Annotated in this window: 15 protein-coding genes; 10 read left to right on the forward strand and 5 right to left on the reverse strand. The window is 64.7% G+C overall.

Annotated features, from left to right (window positions below):
• Positions 1–8: 8 nt before the first annotated feature.
• Both AR689_RS16310 and gdhA read left to right on the forward strand, forming a co-directional pair.
• The gene (locus AR689_RS16310; RefSeq protein ID WP_062071794.1) at positions 9–569 is read left to right on the forward strand and encodes an ArsR/SmtB family transcription factor; all 561 of its coding nucleotides are present in this window, start codon (positions 9–11) and stop codon (positions 567–569) included.
• A 207-nt stretch (positions 570–776) separates the two neighbouring features.
• Entirely contained in the window at positions 777–2,114 is a 1,338-nt protein-coding gene (gene gdhA / locus AR689_RS16315) for an NADP-specific glutamate dehydrogenase (protein ID WP_062071795.1), read from the forward strand.
• A 78-nt stretch (positions 2,115–2,192) separates the two neighbouring features.
• On the opposite strand, the gene AR689_RS16320 is transcribed toward gdhA, so the two are convergent.
• On the reverse strand, positions 2,193–3,539 hold the full coding sequence (locus AR689_RS16320; protein WP_062071797.1) for an alpha-hydroxy acid oxidase: 1,347 nt from the start codon (positions 3,537–3,539) through the stop codon (positions 2,193–2,195).
• Positions 3,540–3,629: 90 nt separating this feature from the next.
• Here AR689_RS16320 and AR689_RS16325 point away from each other — a divergent pair, with 90 nt between their 5' ends.
• Entirely contained in the window at positions 3,630–4,325 is a 696-nt protein-coding gene (locus AR689_RS16325) for a FadR/GntR family transcriptional regulator (RefSeq protein ID WP_062071799.1), read from the forward strand.
• Positions 4,326–4,393: 68 nt separating this feature from the next.
• Here the strand turns inward: AR689_RS16325 and AR689_RS16330 are convergent, their stop codons facing one another.
• Positions 4,394–5,422 carry a LacI family DNA-binding transcriptional regulator gene (locus tag AR689_RS16330; protein ID WP_062071800.1) on the reverse strand — a complete coding sequence of 343 codons (1,029 nt, stop codon included), beginning with the start codon at positions 5,420–5,422 and terminating at the stop codon, positions 4,394–4,396.
• A 190-nt stretch (positions 5,423–5,612) separates the two neighbouring features.
• Between AR689_RS16330 and AR689_RS16335 the strand changes: the two genes are divergently transcribed.
• From AR689_RS16335 to AR689_RS16355, 5 genes are read left to right on the forward strand one after another with little or no spacing between them, the layout of a single operon-like run.
• On the forward strand, positions 5,613–7,025 hold the full coding sequence (locus AR689_RS16335; protein ID WP_062073847.1) for a Gfo/Idh/MocA family protein: 1,413 nt from the start codon (positions 5,613–5,615) through the stop codon (positions 7,023–7,025).
• A 36-nt stretch (positions 7,026–7,061) separates the two neighbouring features.
• Positions 7,062–8,060, forward strand: a complete 999-nt coding sequence (locus tag AR689_RS16340) for an NAD-dependent epimerase/dehydratase family protein (RefSeq protein WP_062071802.1) — start codon at positions 7,062–7,064, stop codon at positions 8,058–8,060.
• A complete protein-coding gene (locus tag AR689_RS16345) occupies positions 8,057–8,962 on the forward strand; it encodes a 5-dehydro-4-deoxyglucarate dehydratase (RefSeq protein ID WP_062071803.1) in 906 nt (301 codons plus the stop codon). Before AR689_RS16340 ends, AR689_RS16345 begins: the two co-directional genes overlap by 4 nt.
• Entirely contained in the window at positions 8,962–10,140 is a 1,179-nt protein-coding gene (locus AR689_RS16350) for a mandelate racemase/muconate lactonizing enzyme family protein (RefSeq protein ID WP_062071805.1), read from the forward strand. The genes AR689_RS16345 and AR689_RS16350 overlap by 1 nt, the downstream gene beginning before the upstream one ends.
• Positions 10,121–11,572, forward strand: coding sequence for an aldehyde dehydrogenase (NADP(+)) (locus AR689_RS16355; RefSeq protein ID WP_062071807.1), 1,452 nt, complete (start codon positions 10,121–10,123; stop codon positions 11,570–11,572). The genes AR689_RS16350 and AR689_RS16355 overlap by 20 nt, the downstream gene beginning before the upstream one ends.
• Positions 11,573–11,721: 149 nt before the next feature.
• Here the strand turns inward: AR689_RS16355 and AR689_RS16360 are convergent, their stop codons facing one another.
• The 3 genes from AR689_RS16360 to AR689_RS16370 are packed head-to-tail and all read right to left on the reverse strand — an operon-like array spanning position 11,722 to position 16,186.
• Positions 11,722–12,831 carry a M24 family metallopeptidase gene (locus AR689_RS16360; protein ID WP_062071809.1) on the reverse strand — a complete coding sequence of 370 codons (1,110 nt, stop codon included), beginning with the start codon at positions 12,829–12,831 and terminating at the stop codon, positions 11,722–11,724.
• Positions 12,828–14,927 carry a DUF6807 family protein gene (locus tag AR689_RS16365; protein ID WP_062071810.1) on the reverse strand — a complete coding sequence of 700 codons (2,100 nt, stop codon included), beginning with the start codon at positions 14,925–14,927 and terminating at the stop codon, positions 12,828–12,830. The genes AR689_RS16360 and AR689_RS16365 overlap by 4 nt, the downstream gene beginning before the upstream one ends.
• The gene (locus AR689_RS16370; RefSeq protein ID WP_062073848.1) at positions 14,924–16,186 is read right to left on the reverse strand and encodes an acetylxylan esterase; all 1,263 of its coding nucleotides are present in this window, start codon (positions 16,184–16,186) and stop codon (positions 14,924–14,926) included. The genes AR689_RS16365 and AR689_RS16370 overlap by 4 nt, the downstream gene beginning before the upstream one ends.
• Before the next feature lie 372 nt (positions 16,187–16,558).
• On the opposite strand from AR689_RS16370, the gene AR689_RS16375 reads away from it, so the two are divergent.
• Together AR689_RS16375 and AR689_RS16380 are read left to right on the forward strand one after the other, a co-directional pair.
• Entirely contained in the window at positions 16,559–17,503 is a 945-nt protein-coding gene (locus AR689_RS16375; protein WP_024817937.1) for a carbohydrate ABC transporter permease, read from the forward strand.
• A complete protein-coding gene (locus AR689_RS16380; protein ID WP_062071812.1) occupies positions 17,496–18,437 on the forward strand; it encodes a carbohydrate ABC transporter permease in 942 nt (313 codons plus the stop codon). The genes AR689_RS16375 and AR689_RS16380 overlap by 8 nt, the downstream gene beginning before the upstream one ends.
• The last annotated feature ends 107 nt before the right edge of the window (positions 18,438–18,544 follow it).

The following is an 18,544-nucleotide window of genomic DNA, read 5'->3' on the forward strand; positions in this document are numbered from 1 at the left end:
TGTAAGGCATGGTGACTGACGACGTATTTGCCGTCATAGCTGAGGCAACCAGGCGCGACATCCTGGTCTCCCTCCGCTCTGGGGATAAAGCTGTAGGCGAACTGGTGGAAGAACTGGCTGCGAGCCAGCCCACCATCTCCAAGCACTTGAAGGTGCTCCGTGAGGCGGATCTCGTCAGCATGCGTGCCCAGGGCCAGAAGCGCTTCTACGCGCTGAATCCCAAGCCGCTGGCCGGCGTCGCCAGCTGGCTGGAAACGTTCGACGTCGGCACCCCGGCTCCCGCCGTCGTCGTGCCTTCTGAGGTGCGTCCCGCGGCAGAGCCTGCCGCCGTGCAGCCTGCTGCAGCTGTTGTTCCGGCTCCGGAGGTCCCGGCCACCCGTGCGGACGCCGTGGGCCAGGCTGTGAAGGTCCACGCAAGCGGAATCCCGGTTTCTTTGGATCCGGCCTCGGACGATACTGTGCCCCAGCAGATTGGCCGCACCGTTGGTCGCGCCGCCACGAAGGCCGCTGATCTTCTGGCGAATCTTCCGAACTTGCCCAACCTTCCCAAGTTCGGCCGCAAGCGATAGCACTACTCGATCTAACGTGATCCTTATCACATTGTGAGTTTTTGTTAATCTCCCGTTTCCTTGAGTTTTCAACGATTTTCTACAGTTGTGTTAACTCCGCGATGCGGGTCACATTGGCTTCGGATGGAGATCCCACATCCCTCGGTGCAACCATGGGCGGAACTGATCGTCTCGCCGCTGGCCGGCGCACTGAGGATAGGAAGACGCATGGATTCAAGGCTGGAAGCTGTCCGCGACACTGTGTTGGCGCGGAACCCGGGGGAGAAGGAATTCCACCAAGCCGTTACCGAGGTCTTCGAAAGCCTCGGCCCCGTGCACGATCGTCATCCTGAATTCCTTGAAGGCGCCGTTCTGGAACGCCTGTGCGAGCCCGAGCGCCAGATCATCTTCCGCGTCCCTTGGACCGATGACGCCGGCCGCGTCCACGTCAACCGTGGCTTCAGGGTGGAGTTCAACTCGGCTCTCGGCCCCTACAAGGGCGGGCTCCGTTTCCATCCCTCGGTGTATCTGGGAATCGTGAAGTTCCTCGGCTTCGAGCAGATCTTCAAAAATGCGCTCACTGGCATGCCCATTGGTGGCGGCAAGGGTGGCTCGGACTTCGATCCCCGCGGACGCTCCGATGCTGAAATCATGCGGTTCTGCCAGTCCTTCATGACTGAGCTCTACCGCCACATCGGTGAGTACACCGACGTCCCGGCGGGCGATATTGGCGTGGGTGGCCGTGAGATCGGCTACCTCTTCGGCCAGTACAAGCGCATCACCAACCGCTACGAATCCGGCGTCCTCACGGGCAAGGGGATTTCATGGGGCGGTTCCTTGGTTCGTCCTGAGGCCACCGGCTACGGCACTGTGATCTTTGCCCAGGAGATGCTCAAAACCCGCGGGCAGTCCTTCGACGGCCAGCGCGTTGTGGTGTCGGGCTCGGGCAACGTTGCCATCCATGCGATCGCCAAGGCGCAGTCGCTCGGTGCCACCGTGGTGGCTTGTTCGGACTCCGCCGGCTACATCGTGGACGAGGCCGGGATCGACGTCGCGCTGCTGAGCCGGATCAAGGAAGTGGAGCGCGGGCGACTCACTGAGTACGCCGCCCGGCGGCCGGGAGCGAGCCACGTTTCGGGCGGTTCGGTGTGGGACGTTAATGGAACCGTTGCCTTGCCCTGCGCCACGCAGAACGAGCTCGACGGCGATGCTGCCGCGAAGTTGGTCAGCAACGGTCTGATCGCGGTGGCTGAGGGCGCCAATATGCCGTCCACCCGCTCAGCTGTCTCGGTCTTCCAGGAAGCCGGGATCCTGTTTGGCCCGGGTAAGGCAGCCAACGCCGGCGGTGTTGCCACTTCCGCGCTGGAAATGCAGCAGAACGCCAGCCGTGATTCATGGTCCTTCGAACACACCGAGCAGCGCCTCACCGAGATCATGGTGGGCATCCATGATCGCTGCGCCGAAACTGCCGACGAATACGGTGCGCCCGGAAACTACGTGGTGGGTGCCAACATCGGCGGGTTCGTCAAGGTAGCCGACGCCATGCTGGCCCAGGGCCTGATCTAGCACCTTGCCCAACTGGGTAGCAGATCAGGTCGTTCTCAGCGCTCAAAACGACCTGATCTGCGACCTACTTGGGTGCGGTTAGCGCTGCAGCAGCCGCACGTGGTCCGGGTTGAGGTCCGCTACCTTGCTGACGCCGAGGAGTGCCATGGTCCGGGTCATGTCCTTCTCCAGGATCTGGATGGTGCGGTCCACGCCCTCGCGTCCGCCGGCCATCAGGCCGTAGAGATAGGCGCGGCCGATCAGTGCGAAGTCGGCGCCCAGGGCAAGGGCTGCCACGATGTCAGCACCGCTCATGATGCCCGTATCCAGCATGACTGGGGCCTTGCTGTTGTCCGCCTTCAGTGCCGCAGTGACCTCCGGCAGCAGGTGGAACGGAATGGGTGCGCGGTCCAGTTGGCGGCCGCCATGGTTGGACAGGATGATGCCGTCGGCACCATGGTCCACTACCTTGCGGGCGTCCTCCACGGTCTGGATGCCCTTGACCACGAGCTTGCCCTTCCAGGTTTCGCGCAGCCAATCCAGGTCCTCGTAGGTGAGGGTGGGGTCGAACATGGAGTTGATGAGATCGGCCACGGTGCCGGTGTACCGCGAGAGCGAGGCAAACGTCAGGGGCTCGTGGGTCAGGAAGTTGAACCACCATGCGGGGCGGTAGGACGCGTCCAGCACGGTCTTCAGTGTCAGTGCCGGCGGGATGGTCATGCCGTTGCGGACATCGCGAAGGCGGGCCCCGGCTACTGCCGTGTCCACGGTGACCATGAGGGTGTCGTTGCCGGCCTTGGCGGCCCGCTCGATCAGTTCGAGGGAGCGGGCGCGGTCCGTCCAGAGGTACAACTGGAACCAGTTCCGGCCGTTGGGGGCAGCGGTGGCCACGTCTTCAATCGACGCCGTGCCCATGGTGGACAGAGTGTAGGGAATACCTGCGGCCTCAGCTGCCTGGGAGCCGGCGTATTCGCCTTCGGACTGCATCATGCGCGTGAAGCCGGTGGGTGCGATGCCGAATGGCAGCCGTGACTCCTTGCCGAGGATATCGGTGCGGAGATCGATTGTGGAGACGTCGCGCAGGATGCCGGGGCGGAACTCGATGTCCTGGAAAGCCTGGCGCGCACGGCGCAGGGTGATCTCTTCTTCGGCCGCACCATCGGTGTAGTCGAACGGTGCCTGCGGGGTGCGGCGTTTGGCGATGTCGCGTAGTTCCCAGATAGTGCTGGCTCGCTTGAGTCGCGCTGTTTTGCTGAATTCCGGCTTCTTGAACTGCATCAGCGGCGCCAGGTCTGCCACCTTGGGTACGCGGCGCTTGAGCGCCGGTGGCTGCAGGGCAGATCGCTGCCCGACGGCGGATCCCGGCTGCGCGGGGCGGGTCACGGTTTCGTCGCTGCCGGCATTGGCTGGCGCGGCCGTGATCTTGGGGTCGAGGGTGTCGGTCATGCGGTTCTCCCTTGAATTCTGTGGTCCTGTCACTGTGGTCTAACCACACAGTAATCCATGTGGTTGGACCACATCAACTAGTATTCCGGTATGCGTACCCACGAGTTGGTCCTGCAATGGATCGAGAAACAGTTGTCTGACGGAGACCTCGCCTTGGGCGGACGGCTGCCGGGTGAGCGCGCCATGGCCGAGCAGCTGCAGGTTTCCCGGACCTCCGTGCGTGAAGCCGTCAGGATCCTTGAGGCGATGGGCGTGGTCCGTGCCGGGGTGGGCTCGGGAAAGGATGCAGGGACGGTGGTCATCGCCGAGCCTGGGTCCGCGCTGGGTTCAACCCTCCGGCTGCATGTAGCCACCCGACACCTTCCGGTGGCGGACATTGTGGAGACCCGCGTCCTGCTTGAGTCCTGGGCGGCGGAACGGGCCAAAGTGGGCGTTCCGGCGCTGGAGGAAGCCGCGGAGCTCCTGGACCAGATGGATGCGGCGCCGGATATCGACACTTTCCTGCCCCTTGATGCCCGGTTCCATGTGGCGCTCGCGCGGGCGGCAGGCAACTCGGTGGTCAGTGCCATGATGGCCTCGCTCAGGGGCGCAATCGAGAACTATGCGGGTGAGTTGACGGGCAATCTGCCTGATTGGGACACAACGTGCGCCAGGCTTCGGGCCGAACATCGTGCCATTCTCACCGCTGTGAACAACCACGACGGCGGCAAGGCGGCTGAGCTTGTGGCCGCGCACATCCAGGGCTTCTACGCGGAGGCCGGAGTGGGCTCCAACCCCACGCCGTAGAGCAACGCGGGGTCACTTATGGCCCCTAAAACCGCTCTGAAGGGGCCATAAGTGACCCCGCGTTGTACCTAGGCGGGAGTGAGGGCCGGTGCCGCGGTGCTCTTGCGGATCTGTACCCTGGGCGAGAACTCGTCCTGCGCCTGGGTGGCTGTTTCGCCGGCCTGCTGAATCTGTTCCCGCATTCTCCGCCAGGCCAGGCTTCCGAGCTCGTTGATGGGCACGGCCGCAGTGGTCAAAGGGGGAGTGGTGTATTTGGCGAACGGGATGTCATCGAAGCCAGTCACGGAGATGTCCTCCGGAACGCGGATGCCCCGCTCGTGCAGGCCGCTGAGCAGTCCCATGGCCACGAGGTCGTTGAATGCCAGGATCCCGGTGGCGCCACTGGAGATGATGGCTTCGGTGGATTCGTGCCCGGAGTCGAAGTTGGAACCGCCGTGGAGCATCTGCAGCTCGATCTCAGGGTGTTCGGCCCGGAATTGATCCAAGCCCACCAGTCGCTGGCGATTCGAGGCGCTGTGCTCGGGGCCGGAAAGGAAGGCCAGGCGGCGGTGCCCCAAAGTCACCAGGTGCTGCGCCAATTCCTGGATGCCCTGCCCGTAGTCCACACTCAGGCTGGGAGTGTTCGTGGCGATGGTGGTGCGGTTGATCAGCACCAGCGGATGCAGGGTAGGAGCAAGCTCCTCCAGCTCGGCATCGCTCATGCGGGGAGCGCAGAGCACCACGCCATCGCAACGGCGTCGTGCCTCGCCCGCGAGGATCGATTCCTCGCTGGTAACTTCCGAGGAGTCCGCAATAAGGACGCGGTACCCGTCCTGCGCGGCAGCAATGCTGAGCCCGCGGAGGATTGCCTGAAAGGTGGGGTTGGCGAGGTCCGGCACCACAATGCCGATCGTGTCGGTTTTTCCGAGGGCAAGTGATCGTCCCACGGGGTTTGGCTGGTACTTCAATTCAACGGCGGCGGCTCGAACCCTCGCCGCAATGCCGGGATCCACGGCGGCATTACCGTTCATGACGCGTGAAACGGTGGCGTGCGAGACGCCCGCCTTCTCTGCGACATCGGCAATCCCAACGCGCCTGTTGGTGTTCCTGCGTGCCATGTGGCCCCTTCCCATTGCTCGCCTCCCGCGTGCTCCGTCGTTGGAGCAGTGGTTGACGTGACCACCAGAGTCTTGATACAAAGCTTATAACGCTCTGAGAAAACGCTTTCTCATGATTCTTCCCATACGAAGCCGGGACGTCAAGCGGTTCACTTCTGCCTTTCTGAAAGGGGCATCTCTCATGGCCAACATGGTCAATGTCGACTCAGCCGAGACCCACACCGAATCTGCCGAAACGACCATCCAGCCCCAAGCCTCCCAGCGGACCCGCATCGCACTGATCGGAACCGGCGGCCGCTCGGAAATGTACATCCGGGCCATCTACGGGCAGCATGCGGACGTCGCGGAACTCATTGCGTTGTCTGACGTCAACCAAGGCCGCGTGGACTTCTACCAGGACTTGATCAAGGAGCTCGGCGGAACGGAGCCGGTGGCGTCTTTCGCACCAGGCGAACTCACCAGCTTTATCCAGTCCAACGGCATCGAGCGCGTCATCGTCACCACGCCCGACTACACCCACGCGGACTACATCGTTGAAGCGCTGGAGGCCGGTGCCGACGTCGTGGTTGAAAAGCCGCTGACCATCGACGTGGACGGTTGCCGCCGTATCACCGAAGCCGTGGCGAAGACCGGCAAAAACGTGGTTGTCACGTTCAACTATCGCTACTCGCCGCGCAACAGCGCGCTCAAGGAAGTCATCCAGAACGGCGTGATCGGAAAGGTCACGTCCATCGACTTCAGCTGGGTGCTGGATACCGTGCACGGCGCTGACTACTTCCGCCGCTGGCACCGCGAAAAGAAGAACTCCGGCGGCCTGCTCATCCACAAGGCCTCGCACCACTTCGACCTGGTCAACTGGTGGATCAACGATGTCCCCGAGCGCGTGTTCGCTTCCGGTGGCCTTCGCTTCTACGGCGACAAGAACGCTGCAGAGCGTGGCCTGGGAGCCCGTCCGGAACGCGGCACCGTGGATGGCCTCGAACACGATCCGTTCCGCCTGGACATGCGTGAGGACGAGCGCCTCAAGGCTCTGTACTACGACAACGAGAAGTTCGACGGCTACATCCGTGATCAGGACGTATTCACCGAGGGCATCACCATCGAGGACAACCTCGCCCTGGTGGTGGACTACCAAGGTGGACCCACGCTGAGCTACTCCCTCAACGCCCACAGCCCGTGGGAAGGCTACCGCGTCACCGTCAACGGCACGGAAGGCCGGGCTGAACTCGAAGTGGTGGAGCGCGCCGCCGTCGAATCCAGCACCGACAAGAAGACCGTGGTGGACCCGAGCGCCACCCCCATTGAGGAAGAGGACGCCGTGCGCCGGAACGGCGAACGCCTGGTGGTCCAGCGTCACTGGGAAGCTGCCTACGAGGTGCCCATTATCAACGGCGAAGGGGGCCATGGTGGCGGCGACAACCTGCTCCTTTCGGATCTCTTCAACGGCCCGGGCGTTGATCCGTTGGGCCGTCCGTCCGGCTACATCGACGGCCTCCGCTCGGTGTCGGTGGGCATTGCCGGCAACAAGTCCCTGGACACCGATCTTCCCGTCCGAATCAGCGAACTCGGCCTCGGCGCGGATCTCAGCCGCGGCCAAGACTGACCAGCCAACAGAAAAACAAGAAACCAGGAAACGCACATGAGCAGGATTTTCGTCACCGGCGGCTCCGGCCGGCTGGGTCGCAGCGTGGTTGCCGGATTGGCCCAGGCGGGACACAAAGTCATCTCGGTTGACCGGGATGCCATCCCCGAGGAACTGTTGCCGGCAGGAGCTGAGCAACACACCGCAGATCTCCTCGCACCGGGGGAGGCGGAGCGGCTCATCCGGGAAACAGCGCCCGACGCCGTCATCCACCTCGCTGCTATTGCCGTACCTTTCAGCGCACCTGAGGACGTCATTTTCAGCACGAACACCCGGCTCGCCTTTGCGGTGGTCAGTGCGGCCACTGACGCTGGCGTTCCGAAGATCGTGACGGCGTCCAGCCCCACCGCCCTGGGCTATGGCTCACCGGCCGGGTGGCTGCCGCCGTCGTTCCCCCTGGACGAGCAGACGCCGCCCAAGCCGTGGAACGCCTACGCGTTGTCCAAGTTGATCGCCGAGCAGACCGTGCAGATGTTCGCTTCAGCGCAGGGCAACAAGATCAGGTACGCAGCCTTCCGTCCCTGCTACGTGATTTCACCGGAGGAGTGGGAAGGGGCCCTGACGCAGCAGGGCCACACAGTCCGGGAGCGGCTGCAGGATCCTGCGCTTTCCGCGCCGGCGTTGTTCAACTACGTCGATGCCCGGGACGTTGCCGATTTCCTGGACGTGCTGCTGGAGAAGATGGATTCCATCCCCAACGGCCAGGTGTTCTTTGTTGGTGCAAAGGATGCCTTGGCCACGGCTCCGCTGGCAGAGCTCTTCCCGCGGTTCCTGCCCGGCAGCGGACCCCTCACCGAACACCTGACCGGCACCAGCCCGGCGTTCTCCATCGACAAAGCCCGCGAGCTCCTCGGCTGGGAGCCGAAGCGCACCTGGCGCACCGAACTTACGCCGCCTTTCGAGGGCGCAGACACAGCATCAAGCGAACAAGCATCACTCAATGACGAGACCCACGCCGGCCTGGTCCCGGCGGGAGCAACCAAGGAGACCCCATGAAATTCGACGGCGTACTGTTCTTCCCCGTCACCCCCTTTGCTGAAGACGGCACGGTAGATGTGGCCCTGCTCAAGGAACACATCACCTCCCGCCTTCCCTTCGGCCCGGGTGGCGTGTTCCCCGCCTGCGGCACCGGTGAATTCCATGCGCTCTCCCTGGAGGAGATCCGCACCGTGGTGACTGCCGCCGTCGAGGCTGTTGCAGGAGCCGTGCCGGTTGTTTCCGGAGCCGGCGGACCCCTGGGTCACGCCATTGCCGCCGCCAAGGTGGCCGAGGAAGCCGGCGCGGATGCCCTTCTGGTGCTCCCGCCGTACCTTGTCACCGGGCCCACCGACGGTGTAGTGGCCTACGTGGAAGCCATCGCCGCAGCGAGCAGCCTGCCCGTGATCGTGTACCACCGCGGAACCGCCAAGTTCACCGCGGAGGCAATCACGCGCCTCACCGCCAACCCGAAGGTGGTTGGCTTCAAAGACGGAATCGGCGATGTGGGCCTGGCCCAGGAAATCGTCTCGGCCATCAACGCGAGCGGCCGGACGGACTTCGCACTCTTCAACGGCCTCCTCACGGCAGAACTGACCCAGGGCGCCTACCGCGGCCTCGGCATCCCGCTGTATTCCTCGGCTGCGTTCGCCATGGCCCCCGAAATCGCCAAGGCCTACTATGACGCCTACGTGTCAGGCGACGAAGAGCGCCGCCACGCCCTGCTTGAAGGTTTCTACGCGCCGCTCGTCCGCCTCCGCGACCAGACTCCGGGCTTTGGCGTCTCCCTCATCAAGGCCGGTCTTCGGCTCGCCGGATTGCCTGTGGGCCCGGTCCGTCCGCCGCTGGTTGACCCCAACGAGGAACAACTGCTGGAGCTCAAGTCCATCCTGGCCAAGGGCCACGAGCTGGCCGGTAGCTGATGCCCGCCCGCATCACGGGCCTCACCACCCGGCTGATCACGGTGCCGCTGCTGCGCAGCTGGGGTGCGGAAGCGCCTGAGAATCATGTGATCGTCACCGAACTGACCACGGACGACGGCGGCACGGGCCACGGTTTCGCCTGGACACCCACCATTGGTCCCCAGGCGGTCAAAGCCCTGCTGGATTACGATATTGCGCCTTTTGTGGCCGGGCTGGAAGTCAACCCGGAGATCGTGTGGGACCAGCTGTGGAAACGACTGCACGAGGCCGGCGGGGGAGGACTGACCACCATCGCGATGGCCGGAGTTGACCTTGCGCTCTGGGACTTGAGGGCCAGGCAGGCGGGCACATCCGTCACGGGACTCCTGGGCCAACGCCAGGAATCTGTGGAGGTGTATGGCTCAGGCGTGAATTTGCACTACACCTTGGAGCAGCTCGTGGAGCAAGCCCAGCGGTGGGTGGCTGCGGGACACAATGCGGTGAAGATCAAGGTGGGCAAACCCGAACTCCGGGAAGACGCCGAGCGCGTCGCCGCCGTCAGGGCTGTGATCGGCCCGGACCGGCTGCTCATGATCGACGCCAACCAGCGATGGGACCTCGCCCATACGTTCCGTGCCTTGGATGTGTTGGGGGAGTACGGACTGGAGTGGCTGGAAGAACCGATCCGCGCCGACGACCTCTGGGCCTACCGCCGCCTGCGCAAGCAGTCGCCGGTGCCCATTGCACTGGGCGAGAACGTCCACACCATCTACCGCTTCCGCGACTTCATCGAAGCAGAAGCCGTGGACATCATCCAGCCCAACATCGTCCGGGTGGGCGGCATTACCCCGTTCCGCAGGATTGTTGAGCTGGCCCGCGCCAACAGCATCAGGGTGGCACCGCACCTGCTCCCGGAACTCTCCGGGCAGCTGGCCCTCACCCTGGCCGAGGCCGTGAGCGTGGAAGACGTGGAAGACGCCTCCTTCGAGCAGCTCGGCATCCTGGCCGGACCTTCCCCGGTTCGGATCAGTAACAGCACTGGCAGAAGCCGGCTCAACAGCACCGGCTGCCTTGGGCTGGGCTTCGACTTCAGCGGAAAGCCGGCACAACTGCCAACCCAGCCCGCAACCGAGGGCGCTGCCCCTGAGACCGCCGTCCCTGAGAGTAAAGGAAACCGCATTGAGTACAGCAACTCTTGACCTGACAGCCATCACCGCCGCAGCCACGGAAGCCGCAAAGGTCACCGCAGCAGCGTCCGACGCCGAGCGCGCCGCCTGGCTGAACGCCGTCGCCGATGCCTTGGACGCCAATGTCACTGAACTGGTGGCCATCGCCGATTCCGAAACGAGCCTTGGCACTGCCCGGCTCACTGGGGAGGTGGCGAGGACCAGCGGACAGTTGCGCCTTTTCGCCAACGTGATCACGGAGGGCTCGTACCTTGAGGCCGTCATCGATCACGCTGACCCGGCGTCCACTCCGCCCAAGCCTGACCTGCGCCGCATCCTGCGTCCCATCGGCCCGGTAGCGGTGTTCTCGGCGTCGAACTTCCCGTTCGCTTTCTCCGTGGCGGGCGGCGACACTGCGTCCGCGCTGGCCGTGGGTTGCCCGGTGATCGTCAAGGCGCACTCGGGACATATCCGGCTCTCCGAGCGGACCGCCGAGATCGTTACCGAAGCACTTGCCAAGGCAGGAGCCCCGGAAGGGATCTTCGCCTTGGTCAGCGGCCGTGAGGCAGGCACCGCGCTGGTTCAGGACCCCGCCATCAAGGCCGTCGGCTTCACCGGCTCCATCCCGGGCGGGCGGGCGTTGTTCGATCTCGCAAACTCCCGTCCGGAGCCCATCCCGTTCTACGGGGAACTGGGCAGCCTGAACCCGGTGGTCATCACGGCCGACGCCTTGGCCGAACGTGGCCAGCAGCTCGCCGCAGGCCTGGCCGGCTCGTTCACCATGGGCGCGGGGCAGTTCTGCACCAAGCCGGGACTGGTGTTCCTGCCGGCCGGTACTGACTTCGCATCCCACCTGGCCGAGGCCAGCAAGGTCAAGCCCACAGCCGCCATGCTCACCGAGCGGATCGCGGAGGCCTACCCGGATGGGCTCCGTAACGTCGCAGATCAGCCGGGCGTCGCCGTCGTCAGTGGCACCGTGGAGCAGAACAGCCTGGCCGACGGCGCCGCGCCCGTGGTGTTCTCCACCAGCGCCGCGAACGTGCTGGAACGTCCCGAAGAGCTGTTGGAGGAGTGCTTCGGCCCCACCACGCTGCTCATTGAATACGCCAACCAGGACGAACTGTCCGCAGCCCTCGCGAAGGTCCCGGGCAGCCTCACAGGCACGGTGCACGCCCAGCCGGGCGAGGATGTCTCGGCGTTGGTGGAGCAACTCAGTGGCCTCGCCGGCCGGGTCCTCTTCGATGGCTGGCCCACGGGTGTGGCCGTGAACTGGGCACAGCAGCATGGTGGCCCGTACCCGGCCACGACGTCGCTGTTCACTTCCGTGGGCGCTACTGCCGTGCGCCGTTTCCAGCGTCCGGTGGCTTACCAGGACGCTCCGGAGACTGTCCTGCACCCGGCCTTGCACGACGCCAACCCGCTGGGCATCCCCCGGCGCGTGGACGGCGTGCTGACACTCAGCTAACCCACCCACCCGAACCACCCGCACCCAAGTAGGTAGCAGTTCGCGTCGTTCTGAGCCCTGAGAACGACCTGAACTGCTACCTACTTGGGTAAGCGCACACGGAAAAGGGGCGGGGTCACCATCACGGTGACCCCGCCCCTTTGCGTTGCTTACGGGCGAAGCGTCAGTGGACGACGACGGCCGTCCACGTGGGTGCTCGGCCAACGGTCGTCGGTGGTCAGGACACGCAGACCGGAATCCGTGAGCAGCACCGTGTCCTCGATCTTCACGCCGGGGCCGGACGGGTTCCACGTAAAGGGCTGGTTGAGGACGATGGTGTCCGTGACCTCTGCCGTGACGCGGGGGTCGCGGCCTGCATAACCGGCGGGTCCGCCCTGGTGATGGAGCGTCCACTGGTCCTCGCCAAAACCGTGACGGGCGTAGGCCCGCTTGATCTCGGTGAAGACCTCGTTGAGCCTGGCGCCGGGGACCGTGGCCCGGAAGATGTCTGCCTCAACTGCGGCGATGCGGGCCTCGGCGTCGAGCTCCTGGGGAGCGCCGGCGTCGAACGCCACCCAGCGGGTCACGTTGGCAACCAAGCCGTTCCGGCGTGCGCACACCACGGCCATGGCGCGGCGGCCGAGGGGGGAGTGCGTGGCCAGTGGATGCCGGAAGTCGCTCCGGGAAGCGCCGTTACACAGCAGGACCAACGGCTCGGCGCCCACCGAGACAATACGGGCGGCCAGTTCCGAGACGAGCTGGAACTCCGTGGTTTCCGGTGTCGCAGCCGTCAGGACATCGGTCATGGCGGCGGCTGCGTCGGCCGAAAGTTGGGCGTAGCGGGCCCTCTCGCCTGGCAGGAGTTGCTGGCGGGCCGCACGCAGTTCCGCCGCGACCGCCGCTTCAACCAAGGGGTCTCCGTCAACGGCCAGCCCTGCCGCGACGGCGTGCAACTGCCCATTCCATGGAACGGTGTCCAGACTGACGCCGTCCGGGAGTTCTTCAGCCGCGATCCGGCCGGCCTCATTGTTGAACGTGACCAGGTGATCACCGGAGCGGTCCACCAAGAGGGCTGCGATGGGATCGCCGGCCAGGCTGATGTGCACCCGGCTGCCGTCCAAATACCAGGTAAGGGCCGTGTTGGATGTGAGCAACAGCGAGTCCCGACCCGCAGCGTCCATGATGTCCAGCACCCGCTGGCGCTTCACTGCACGGTCGGCGACGTTGCCAGGCGCGGCGTCTGCGGTCAGGGCTGGCGTGAATTGAGTAGGCGTGGTCATGCCGGTTCCCCCAAAGTTGTGATGAGTTGTTCAATGTCTTGTGTGGCCAGGAAGCCGTCCGTGACGAGGACGGTGACGGTCCTGTGGACAGGGTGACCCGGTTCGGTGGTCACCGGGGCGTCCCAGGCCAGGGACAGCCCCACCCCCGGGTATCCCGAGTGCCGCACGAACCACGGGTCCGGTGCCTGCGGTGAGGCAAGGAACACGAGCGTCGCGGGGTGCCCCAGCCCGGTGTCGCCGGTGACCTGGGCGGCGTTGGCCGTTCCGGCGTCGAACGTTCCAGACCACGCCAGCCACGGCGCCACGGTGCCGTGCACGGCGTCCTCGCCCCGGCCGTCGGGAGTCCAAATAGTGGCGTCGCCAACCTTCGGTAGCCGCCAGAAGAAGCCGCCGTATCCGCCCTGCGGCCGTCCGTTGGAGCCAGGGCTGCCCAGCAGCACCGGCTGTCCCGTGGCTGACTCCAGCGTGAAATCCAGCGTCAGTTTCCATGTTGAAGTCCCGACGGCGGCCCAGCGCCACTCGCGCTGTTCGCGGAGCACGGGTGTGTGGTCAGGGCCGAGCCAGCTCAGTTGCTCGCGCCTGTGTCCATCACTGTGCTCCGCGGACTCCGTGACGATGCGGCCGTGGTCCTTGCGCCAGATGTATGCGCCGGCGTCACGGGTGTAGGTTCGGCCTCCCCAGAAGTTGGTCCCGTCAACGTCCTGGAGGGCGACTCCCGCTCCCAGATGCCACACGTGGTCCTCCGGGATGTGATCGGTGACCACTGTTCCCGCGAGGGTCCGTACGGGGTGCAGGTAAGGGCGCGGTGACGACGTTGGCCGGATCCGGGAACCGTCCTGCAAAGTAGCTACGGGCGTGCCCTTGATGTGCAGGGCGCTGTCAGAGTCCAGAATGGGTTCGCCGGATGACGTCCAAGGGGCTCCGAGCTCGGCGAACGTGGCCTGCCCCAGGGCTGCCCGGCGGATCATTGATTCGATGCCGTGGACCACGGGGTGGGCGGAGTCGCCCTCGCCTTCCCACGTGATGAATTCCGGGGATATTGGCTGGGGCGAGTCTGCTGTGCGGATGGTCTCCAAGACAGAGACGTAGGCGCCGGATCCGGACAGCGGGCTGAGCAGATCCTGTTCCGTGCGGGCGGCCAGCAGGTTCTCCAGCAGGTCGGTTCGCCCGAAGGTCTCCGTCCGGGTGCCTTGGGGTGAGGTGAGCTCCAGGCGGTCCTCCGTGTAGAAGAGCGTGAGCTGACCGAGGGTTCCGTAAAGGGTGACCGACGGCGCTGACTGCACGGGCGCACATAGCGTCAGGGCGCACGTCAGTACCGTGCTTCCGCCCCCAGACGCGGTGTTTCCGTCAAACCCCGCCGTGGTCCGTACCCGCACCACGGAGGTGTCATCGCTCTCGGTGTCGTTGGCCCGGTACAGGTCCGTTTCCACGGATTCAACGTCCGCCACAGTCCGCGCACCAGCGAGCCGCAGACCCGTTGCCACAGCATGGGCCAAAGCATTGGTGGCCACTCCGTCCACCACGTCGGTTCCGTTGAGGCTTCGCTTGCCGGCCCATCGTGAGCGCTTGAAGTACGCCTTGCTCCGCAGCCACAAACCGGTGGCGCTGATACCTCGAATGTCGCCGATCTCGCCGGAAGCCACCAGGGCTTCGATCGCCGGCAATGCCTCTGAACCCAGGCTTTGAAAACCCACTTGTACGAGGCGGCCGGCGCTCGCAGCCGCCGCCAGGACTTCCTCGAATTGCGCCATGGAAGCCACCGGCGGCTTTTCCAGGTATACGTGGGCCCCTGCGTTGAGGGCGGCGATGGCAAGGGGTGCGTGCGTCTGGATGGGGGTGGAGATGATGACCACGTCCGGGGCGGTTCCCGCAGCCAGGAGCTCGTCAAGGGAAGCGAAGACCTTCACTTCCGGGCCAAGCGTTTCGTCTGCCGGGGGTCTCGGATCGGCGACGGCCACCAGCTCCAGCGCACCGTTGGCACTTAGCCGACCGAGGTTGTCCAAGTGCCGTTCGCCGAAGCCGTGCACACCCACCAGTGCGATGCGGGGGATCCGGGCAGTGCCCTCCGTTGTGGTGTCGGTTGAGGTTTGTGTCATGAGGCTGTCCTAGCGGGATCAGGTGCGTGGGTAGTGGTGGAGTGGCGGGGCTGCAGCGCGGTCGCGAGGAACGCGGCGGCCTCGTCCTGCATGGCCCGGGTGAAAACGTGGGGTTCCTGCCAAAAGCTGCCGGTATAGCGGTCGGGCATGTCCTGCAGCAGGTGCTGGTGGGCATCGCGCATTCCCTGTTCCGGGAAAAGGGGGTCAGCCAGGGCGTATTGGACCAGCACCCTTTCGGCGGTGGAACGGATGGCGAGGTCCGGCCACTCGCCCAACCGCGCGAGGCCCGGGGAGTGCAGTAACCAGGAGTGGGCGTCCAGGTATGCGGGAAGGAGAGCTTCGAACGTGGTCATCATGCACGTGACCACGTAGCTGCGGATCCGCGGGCTCATTGCACCGAGCACCATGGCCCGTCCGCCGCCTCCTGAGAAACCCAGGCATCCGAGCCGGTCCGCATCCACGCCCGGCAGGGACGCGAGGACACCCAGGGCCGCGAGATCGTCATGGGCAACGGTCCCGGCAACGCTGGTACCGATCAGCATTGCGGCTTTCGCCACGGTTTCCTCGTGGGCGGCAGCGGCCGCGTCGTAGTATTCCGCCGCGGAAAGTTCGACGCCGGCCTCCCGCCGTAGTGCCTGCTGGCCGTTGACGGCGTTGGCAGTCCGCCAGGGAAGGGGATCGAGCCCGAAGCGGCGGCTGCCCCACATGAAGGTGTCGTGCGCAAGGACAGCGAAGCCCTGCCGGGCCAGCCAGGTGGCGAGTGGCCGGCCGCCATAGAGCTTTGCCCTGATATCCAGGGGCGGCAACCCCATCACGGGAGAACCTCCGGCACCGCCGGGCCTGTCACCGCCGGGCCTGTCGCCTAAGGGGGCGCCGCCGTCGTGACGCTTCACATCGTGAGGGAAGCGCACCAGCCGCTCCGCACCGTAGGCCTTGATCCCGCCATGGCAGTGGAGGGCGAGCACCCCTGGCAGCGGAGCGGTGGCGCCGGCAGGTCGCACGAACCAAGCGGACGTCGCCGGGCCGAACCCCAGCTGCCACTGCAAATGCGAGGTGATGACGCCGTCGTGCTCTGATTCGGAGAGCACCGTGTACTCAAGGTCCGGTGTTACGGCGGGCACGCCAAGGGTGTCGGCAAGTTGCCGGACTTCCACTGTGTCAGCGGTGAGCCGGTGCTTGGCTGCATAGGCCGGCCAATCCTCGTATGCAGCCAGTGCGCTGGGACGGGTGGGGGTTGCTGCCATGTCAACGGTGGTCATGGCAGGCGGAGTGGGTGGGAAACAATAGTGTCCTGCCTTATCGATGCGGAAGGTGTGCTCCAGCGCACGCCGGGCTTCGTCAGCGTGGAAAAACAAGTTCAGGCGCCTTCGCAAGAAAACGCTTTCTCAAAAATTAGCAAAAGGCTGTACAAGGGTCAAGAAAACGTTTACTTTGATACGGAGCCGCTGAACGTCCGGACCCCAATCCTGGCAACTCACGGGTAGCGCCAGTAGATCGGCGGCGTCCCGGACGGCAAGCACCAACCAGACTCGAACTCCGTGGATGGCCACGATGACCAAAGGAGACCACATGGCCGCTGTACTACGCACGGGGACGCCGCAAGGCGTTCGCGCTCCGGCGAGGGGGAAGCAATGAGCGCTATAGGCGAACTCTCAACGATGACCCGGCGCAAGGGTCCCATGACCAAAGAAGAGAAGAAGGCGAACGGCCGCGACAACAAAGCCGCCTACATCTTCCTTCTGCCGTGGCTGATTGGTCTTGTGGCCATCACCGTGGGGCCCATGCTGATGTCCTTGTACCTGTCCTTCACGGACTACAACCTCCTGCAGCCGCCGGAATGGGTGGGGCTGGATAACTTCATCCGCATGTTCGGCGATGCCCGCCTCCACAATTCCCTCCGCGTCACGTTCACATACGTCCTGGTGGGTGTGCCGCTCCAGTTGGGTGTGGCCCTGCTGATCGCGCTGGTCCTGGACAAGGGGCTGCGTGGCCTTCCGTTCTACCGCTCCATCTTCTACTTGCCGTCCCTGCTGGGTGGCTCGGTGGCGGTTGCCATCCTGTGGAAGCAGATCTTTGGCACCACCGGCCTGGTGAACCAGGTTCTGGCGATGGTGGGCATTGAGGGGCCCGGTTGGATCTCGGATCCCAATACGGCGCTTGGCTCCATCATCCTGCTGCACGTCTGGACCTTCGGCAGCCCCATGATCATCTTCCTGGCCGGCCTTCGCCAGATCCCGGTGATGTACTACGAGGCAGCCAAGGTGGACGGCGCAACCACTTTGCAGCAGTTCTGGCGGATCACCCTGCCCATGCTGAGCCCCATCATCTTCTTCAACCTGGTGCTCCAGATCATCGGCTCCTTCCAGTCGTTCACGCAGGCGTTCATCGTCTCCGGCGGCAACGGCGGCCCGTCCGACTCCACCATGTTCTTCACCCTGTATCTCTACCAAAAGGGCTTCGGCCAGTTTGATATGGGCTACGCCTCAGCGATGGCCTGGTTCCTGCTGGTCATCATCGGTGCCTTCACCGCCATCAACTTCATCGCTTCAAAGTATTGGGTGTTCTACGATGACTAAACTTCAGACCCTCCCCGCCGCGTCCGGTAGCTCCGCGGGTAAGAACGGCAAGGAAGGCAAGAGCCCGCGCCGCCGCGAATCCCCCGGCAGCCTGGCCTACAGCCGCAGCGCCCGCATCAAGGGCCTGGTCAAGCACGCCATCCTGATCATTGTGGGCGCGGTGATGATCTACCCGCTGCTGTGGATGGTGGTTTCCTCCCTGCGGCCCAACGATCTCATCTTCCGCGAACCCGGCCTCTGGCTGGAGAGCTTGGAGATGAGCAACTACACCGATGGCTGGTCCGCCCTGACGCACCCGTTCGGGCACTACATGATCAACTCCGCGATCGTGGTCCTGGGCTCCATCCTGGGTAACCTGGTCTCCTGCTCCATGGCCGCCTATGCCTTCGCCCGCCTGCAGTTCAGCGGCAAGAAGATCTTCTTCGGCATCATGCTGCTGACCATCATGCTGCCGTTCCACGTGGTGATCGTGCCCCAGTACATCCTGTTCTCCCAGATCGGCTGGGTGAACACCTTCTGGCCGCTGATTGTGCCCAAGCTCCTGGCCACGGACGCGTTCTTCGTGTTCCTCATGGTCCAGTTCATCCGAGGCATTCCCAAGGATCTTGATGAGGCCGCACGAATCGACGGCGCCGGCCACCCCAGGATCTTCCTCCGCGTGATCCTGCCCCTGATGGTTCCGGCCCTGGCCACTACCACCATCTTCACGTTCATCTGGACCTGGAATGACTTCTTCGGCGCACTTATTTACCTGACGGACCCGGATATGTTCACTGTTCCGGTAGCCCTTCGCGCCTTCGTTGACTCGCAGTCGGCAACCAGCTGGGGATCGCTCTTCGCAATGTCCATCGTGTCCCTGCTCCCGGTGTTCCTGGTGTTCCTGTTCGGCCAGCGATTCCTCATCAAGGGCATCGCCACCACAGGCATCAAGTAGACCGACTCGTTCCGCCAGAAGGGGGCGGCGCCCGCCGCCCCCTTCGCTATGGGCGCCCCCTTTTCGGTGAGCGCCGCTTTTCGGTGAGTTCCGCCGTTCGGGGGTAA

It is taken from the genome of Arthrobacter sp. EpRS71, assembly GCF_001512285.1.
In the GTDB taxonomy this organism is placed as follows: domain Bacteria; phylum Actinomycetota; class Actinomycetes; order Actinomycetales; family Micrococcaceae; genus Arthrobacter.